At 54.4% G+C, this 6,724-nt stretch carries 6 protein-coding genes, 1 tRNA gene and 1 pseudogene; 3 read left to right on the plus strand and 5 right to left on the minus strand.

What is annotated here, in order from left to right:
• The 5 genes and pseudogenes from QE270_RS03210 to QE270_RS03230 all read right to left on the minus strand — a co-directional run.
• Positions 1 to 350 (minus strand): annotated as a pseudogene (locus tag QE270_RS03210) (S9 family peptidase); the annotation flags it as partial.
• An 84-nt stretch (positions 351 to 434) separates the two neighbouring features.
• Positions 435 to 1,715 (minus strand): amidohydrolase family protein, encoded by a 1,281-nt coding sequence (locus QE270_RS03215; RefSeq protein ID WP_300035080.1) that lies wholly within the window; start codon positions 1,713 to 1,715, stop codon positions 435 to 437.
• Between the two features lie 23 nt (positions 1,716 to 1,738).
• On the minus strand, positions 1,739 to 2,155 hold the full coding sequence (locus QE270_RS03220) for a DUF2497 domain-containing protein (RefSeq protein ID WP_300035083.1): 417 nt from the start codon (positions 2,153 to 2,155) through the stop codon (positions 1,739 to 1,741).
• A gap of 22 nt (positions 2,156 to 2,177) precedes the next feature.
• Positions 2,178 to 3,623, minus strand: a complete 1,446-nt coding sequence (locus QE270_RS03225) for a TolC family outer membrane protein (protein ID WP_300035086.1) — start codon at positions 3,621 to 3,623, stop codon at positions 2,178 to 2,180.
• A 17-nt stretch (positions 3,624 to 3,640) separates the two neighbouring features.
• Positions 3,641 to 4,225 (minus strand): protein-L-isoaspartate O-methyltransferase, encoded by a 585-nt coding sequence (locus tag QE270_RS03230; RefSeq protein WP_300035089.1) that lies wholly within the window; start codon positions 4,223 to 4,225, stop codon positions 3,641 to 3,643.
• Positions 4,226 to 4,508: 283 nt separating this feature from the next.
• On the opposite strand from QE270_RS03230, the gene QE270_RS03235 reads away from it, so the two are divergent.
• From QE270_RS03235 to QE270_RS03245, 3 genes are all read left to right on the plus strand, one after another.
• A tRNA-Cys gene (locus tag QE270_RS03235) sits at positions 4,509 to 4,582 on the plus strand.
• 231 nt (positions 4,583 to 4,813) lie between these two features.
• Complete coding sequence (locus tag QE270_RS03240) at positions 4,814 to 6,088, plus strand: DUF3422 domain-containing protein (protein WP_300035092.1); 1,275 nt, start codon at positions 4,814 to 4,816, stop codon at positions 6,086 to 6,088.
• Positions 6,089 to 6,193: 105 nt separating this feature from the next.
• Positions 6,194 to 6,667 (plus strand): cytochrome c family protein, encoded by a 474-nt coding sequence (locus tag QE270_RS03245; RefSeq protein WP_300035095.1) that lies wholly within the window; start codon positions 6,194 to 6,196, stop codon positions 6,665 to 6,667.
• The last annotated feature ends 57 nt before the right edge of the window (positions 6,668 to 6,724 follow it).

The following is a 6,724-nucleotide window of genomic DNA, read 5'->3' on the forward strand; positions in this document are numbered from 1 at the left end:
TGATCCGAACCGCTTTCGTTGCTGATGTAGAATATGCTTTTGCCATCTGGCGCAAAGGCGGGGTCTTGCTCGTTCTTATCTGGCTTCGATGCAAATATCACTGGCTGCGCGCCGGTCGTGCCGAGTTTTAGTATATAGAGGTCAGTCTTGCCCTTATTCGCTTCCAAGTCGGTCTTGCGCAATTGGTACGCGAGCATCATTCCATCTGGAGATGCTGCCACAGCCGATAGCCGCTTCATCATCACAAGGTCGGTTTCGGTCATGGGACGCGCGAAGGCGTCAGTGGAAAGGCCGCCAAGCGAGATGACGGAGATGCCCAGCAGGGCGGCAAGCAGGAAGGTTTTTTTCATACGCCGAACGCTAGTCAGCGAAAAGGCGGCAAGCAAGAAAATTGCAAATGCAAAACATACGAAAGGGGCGCCGATCGCGCGCCGTCAATGCACTATTTTGCCGTCCTTCATAACCAGCGCAATATGCTCCAACGCCGTAATGTTGGTCAAAGGGTTTTCTTTTACGGCGACAAGGTCAGCGAAACGTCCTGCAGCAATTGCACCCAACATTTTCTCTTTCCCCAACAATTCGGCAGCACGGATCGTCGCGCTTTGGATAGCTTGCATCGGGGTCATGCCATAGCGCACCATATACGCAAATTGCTTCGCGTTTTGCCCATGGGGATAAACGCCGCTGTCGGTGCCGTAAGCAAGCTTCACGCCTCTCTTCACAGCCTTCGTAAATCCGACACGCTGGACATCGGTGGTCTCTCGATTTTTACGCAGATATTCTTCGGGCCAGCCCTCTTTGGTGCCAATGTCGTCTATATAGTCGCCATTATAGATATCCATGACAAGCCATGTGCCGCTGGCTTTCGCCATAGCTAATGCTTCATCATCAATAAGGCTGGCATGTTCAATCGATCGGACGCCCGCCCTGATTGCATTTTTTATGCCGACGGCGCCATGGGCGTGGGCGGTTACGAACACCCCCTTTGCCCGCGCGGTTTCCACAACGGCGCGCAGCTGGTCTTCGGTCATTTCTGGTTCACCGGGCTCAGTGCCAATGGCGAGCACGGCGCCGGTAGCGATCGTTTTGATGAAGTCCGCACCTTGTTCGATCAAAAAGGCAGTCTTCGCTGCGGCTTCTTCAGGCGTGCTGGCAACGCCAAGGCGCATATCGGACGGAAGCTGATCATTGGGGATGACGCCGTTTAATTCCCCGCCGCCTTTTGGAATAGTGATATATGCGCCAGCGACAAACATGCGCGGGCCAGGGACATGCCCCGCATTTATGGCGTCCCGCAACGCCATGTCGGTCAGGCCACGATAGGTGCCGACGTCACGCACAGTTGTGAAGCCAGCTTCTAACGTCAGCCGCGCGTTATGCGCGCCAATTAATGCAGTCGCAGCGGGCGATGTCTTTAACGGAAGGGCAAGGTCTGCGCTTTGCCCTGCGTCGGCCAGATGGGTGTGCAGGTCAATTAATCCGGGAAGGACAGTGAAGCCGGACCAATCGACGCTTTCGGCGCCTTTTGGCGTCGGGCCACAGGAGGCGATGGCAGTGATCTTGTCATCGGTGATGCTGATGCATTGACCCGTAAGGACGTTACCAGCCTGAACGTCAATGAGGCGGCCAGCCTCTAGATAGATGTCGTTGGCAAGGAGCGCGCTTGGGGCAAGGGACAGGGCGGCCGCCAATACAAGAAAAATTGGCCGGGTCACAGATCGAGGACCGGCACCCTTCATTAGCCTTTTTTAGTGATCCGCATGATCTCGCGCTCAACCATCGCCTCGACAATTGGTGGCAAATGGGCGTCGAGCCAATCTTTCAGCATTGGACGAAGCAAATCGCGCGTTAGTCCTTCAAGCGAAGTTTCCCCCGACCGGACGATTTGCGGGGCCGCACCGGGCTCGGATAAGGTCTGCAACGCTGAAAAGCTATGTCGAAGACTTTGGGCCTTAGTATCATCCAGCAGAACATCGTCGCGCGTTGTGTTTTTGGCTGCTTCGGTCAGTTCAAGGATCTCGCTCTCATCCTTGTCGTCCGCCGCCGTTTTAGCGTGGCGTTTGGCCGCGGGGCGGTTTTGGTCGTCATCAGTGATGATGCGTTTGATAGACGACAATATCTCGTCCATCGAAGGTTCGTTCCGGCCATCAGCCATATGTTGTGCCTCTTGGCGTCGTTTAACGCTCTTTACCGTTGTTAAGAATAGGTTCTATGTCCGCTTTTTGTGCCGCAGTGTCAACGGTGCGGGTCGACTTCGCGACAGGATCGGGTTGAGATGACCAATCGTTCCAAGCCCCCTCGACTTTATTATAGTCGGCAACAGGGTCGTATAACGCGCCCCCTTCAAGGCCAAGGTCTCGCGCTTCGGCTTTGCCCATCGCGGCGAGCAAAGTGAACCCAGCCACATAGGCATTGCGGCTTGCAGCAACGAGCTGAACCTTGCTGTTCAGCAATTCCTGCTCAGCGTTCAAAATGTCCAAAATTGTGCGATTACCGACCCCGTTTTCGGCGCGGGTGCCTTCAAGTGAGAGTTCGTTCGCTGACACGGCGCGTTCGGACGCTGCAATCACCTCAAGCGCCGCGCGCCAACTTGCGTACGAAGCACGGGTTTGCGCAATTGCCTCGCGCTCCGCAGCGATCTCCAGCTCTTGGGCTTGACCAAGGCGGGCTTGTGCCTGACGGATTTGCGCAGCGGGTTGCCCACCCAGATAAAGGGGCAGAGTAGCGCGGACGCCAGCCTGCGCACTCAGTGCGCTATTGTCGGCTCTAAACCCCGGAATATTTGATGAGATTGAGCCCAAGGCGTTACTATAGGCAGGCGAGGTAAAAACACTTACCGAGGGAAGCCGAGAAGCGTTTGCAGCGCGACGATCAAAGCCCGCAGCTTGCCGCGACTCACGTGCAGCGATCAGGTCGGGGTTGCTTTCCAGCGCGACTGTCACCGCACCGTCGGGTGTCGACGGCAGATTGGGCAACGGCGGCGGTGCTTGAAGTTGCCCAGGTTCGTGGCCTACCAGTTGGATATAGTTCTCTTTTGAGCGAATAAGGTTAGCGCGTGCCGTTTCCATGTTGCTCGTGGCAAGCGCCAGTCGCGCTTCGGACTGGGCAACGTCAGTGCGGGTCAGGTCGCCGATTTCGAAACGGTCGCGTGTGGCATCAAGATTGACTGATAGCACGCCAACTTGGGCGCGGTTTAGGTCTACGATAGATTCATCGCGGATGACATCCATGTAGGCACCGACGACTGCGGAGAAGATTGCGCTTTCGGTGCCACGCAAATTTGCGAACCCTGCCTCGACTCGATTTTCTGCTGCGCGAACGGCGTTTTTAATGCCACCGCCGGCGTATAACGGTGCGGAAATCGTACCATTAATGCTGACGCCGCGCGCTTGAACAACCGATGCGCCGCCATCCTGAAGAACATTTTCAATATATGTCGGCTGCACTGTCATGCGTGGTCGACCATTGGCTTTTGCCAATGGTACACCTTCATTTGTGGCGCGCTGTCCTTCGCGGGCCGCTGTAAGGTTAGGGTTGGTTTCATACGCCGAAACCAACGCACCACGAAGGGTGTCCGCTGCCGCAGGCGCGGCTAAGCCGGTCGACGCAAGCAGCGCTATCATAATGAAGCCCCGCCCGCTCAAAACACGAACTCCGGCTTGCGGGCAAAACCCGGGATGGCAGCTATTTCACTGTCGACAAATGACTTCAATGCGACTTTTCCTTTATGCACATAACCTTTGGCTAATCGAGTCACCGCGCCTTCAATCACACCAGTGACCATGCGCGCACCTTCGGCTGCCAAGCCCAACAGAACAGGCGGCAGTTCTTCTGCCGCACCATCGATAATGATGAGTGAAAATGGTCCACCAGTCTGCTCTTGGCTTAATCTGTCCGAGGCAACAGCCGTGATAGTTCGTACCCGCGACTTTAAAATGTCAGCGACGTAGCCATTGTCTTTCCCGACGAGCAACACGACATCGTCCGTGCGCACTTCTGCTGCCTGAAGCAGCATTGCTGTCGATACGGCGGGATTCAGTATCGAGCCGTCATCCAACAGGATCGAACGGTCCATATAAGCAGTCGTCCGGTGGGCTGCAGGCACATAATCCTCGCGCGGCACGCTGCCCATCGCAGCGACTACCCATGCGTCATTTACGCCGCTGGTGCGTAATTGGCTATCCACCATCGCGCGACGCATATCTTCGAAATTTACTGATTCCATCGGATATTTCCATTAATCTTTCGGCCGTGTGGCACGGCTGTGTTGCAAACGCAATACAGCCTTTGATAGGTTCTCTACCGAGCCTTGTGACTCGCGCCAAGCAGGATTCAGACGAACGCCCTATTTATGGTTGCAAATAACAACTTTTTCCACGGGTTGTGGCGCACATAGCACAATGGCGCAATTTGCCTACCAGATTGCCGGTTGCATTGAATTGGGCAAGTCGCTAAATGCCCGCCTTCACCACATGATGGCATGCTGATCTGGCAAGTTGTTGTTTAGGGGCCCGATGGCGGAGTGGTGACGCAGAGGACTGCAAATCCTTGCACGCCGGTTCGATTCCGGCTCGGGCCTCCACTTTTCCGCAGGGAGTTTTGAAAGCTAAACCGGCTTATTGCGGTTACGCTTTTCTGTAGCGTTAGGCGCATCTGAATGCCCGCAGCCCGATGCGCGATTACGACCTGGCTGACCATTGCTGAAAACATTAAACCGGCAACGCGTCGCGCACCCAGGGACTGGTCATTTTTCTCATTATACTACCGTATTTAAGCGTATGGACTTTCACAAATTGTGTGCGATTATTCGGCCATGAGCTTTACTGAACATCCGCTGCGTAGATGGGCTGTTGACGAGATGCGGCTACGCCGTTTTGCGCCGGTTCGCGCCAATTGTGAAATCTATCAGGTGGTTCGATTAATCGAACCCGCCGAACGCAGCAGTGAAGACCAGTGGCTGATAAATGCGCGACCCGATTTTGACGATTGGACGCTCGCAGCGCGGCACGGTTCCGGGCACACGGTTTCAGGCATATATTTCTTATGGGAACGGCATACCGAAGCTAGCACCCTAACGCTTATTTTCCCGACTGATATTCCGGATCCCGTGCGGCACAATTATATTCAATGGCTTGAGAACTGGCCGGGCGGCGTTGTTCGGGCGACGCAAATCCGGGTTGTTCCAGATAGCATAAATATTGAAGCGGATTTGTCGGCGATCGGAATTTCGAAGGACGAAATGGTGTGTTGCGACATTAATTCCGGAATTCGCCTCTGGTCAGATTTCAGCATTCATGGCGATGGCTACGGCCGGTTGCTTATAACGGCTGGAGATTTAGGTGAAGGAGAGCGCGGCCGCATCATCCAGCGCGTCCAAGAACTTGGCAATTACAGGAACCTGGCCTTGCTTGGCTTTCCTGTAGTGCAGCAATATGGTCCGCAGCTTGACCAGCTTGAACATCGCCTGTCTGACCATGCCCGGCGTGTGGCATTGGCGGATGAAGATGACGAGGTTTTGTTGAACGACCTTGCAGGCATTTCATCAGAGTTGGAACTTATTCGATCAGCAACAAGCTTCCGACTGAGCGCGACGGCCGCGTATGCGGAAGTTGCCGCAGACCGGCTGGCGTCGCTTGATGTTCAACCGATACTTAATTTTCAGAGCCTCACCGATTTCACGGAACGACGGCTGGTGCCCGCATCGCGCACCTGTTCGGTATTCCGTCAGCGACTGGGAGATATTGCCGAACGTATATCGGGCGTTATGCACACGCTTGATGTGCGGATCGACAGCCGGATCAAAGCGCAGAATCTTGGACTGATGCGATCAATGGAGCGCTCAACGCAACTCCAGTTCCGCCTTCAAACATTGGTTGAAGGGCTGTCGGTCATTGCCGCTGCATATTATCTGGTAGGGTTGATCGCCTATATGACAAAGGGCATTGCGGCTATCGACACGGACCACTCAACCGACATAATCATGGGTGCGGTAACTTTGCCGGTCATGTTGTTGATATATCTGTTTGTAAGCCGTCTCCGCCACAAAGTGCTAAAGGAGACTGGCGCGGAAAATACGCATGTTGAGTAGGGTTGATCTGGGCGTGCGTATTTTGCAAACGGAAGTGATGCGGCCGCAGGAAATGCAATACACCACCGCCGAACTATATTTTGAACTGAGAATTTGGAGGAAAAAATGCTGAAGGCAAAAGCAATAGCTTTGGTGGTGATATGCTCTGCAATAGTTGCCGCTTGCTCCGATGGTTCGGTAAGTCAGCCTGACGAGGTCGCCGTGGTTGAGAAGCCGGCAGCGTTAGCTGCATCAGATGTCACGACACTTGATGGCACGATGTTACAAAATTTCGTTGGCAATGCTGCGAATGGAAAGGCCGTTTTTGCGCAGTGCAGCGCGTGCCATGCAACGGATGCGGGAGTGAACAAAATTGGCCCATCCTTAAACGGTATAATTGGCCGCATGGCCGGAACAGTTCCGGGATTCTCGTATTCGTCCGCTAATGCAAATAGCGGCTTTGTTTGGACGAAAGAAAAGCTAAACCAGCACCTCGAAAAACCGCAGCGTGTGATACCCGGAACAAAGATGATGTACGCCGGCTTGCCGGATGCACAAAAGCGCGCAGACGTTATCGCCTACCTTGAGGCGCCAAACTGACCTAAAGCGTTCCGTGCGGTATTCCTGAAAGTACGATTGCTACAGCAGCCAACATAT

This window comes from Sphingorhabdus sp. (assembly GCF_029865925.1).
Lineage (GTDB): Bacteria > Pseudomonadota > Alphaproteobacteria > Sphingomonadales > Sphingomonadaceae > Sphingorhabdus_B.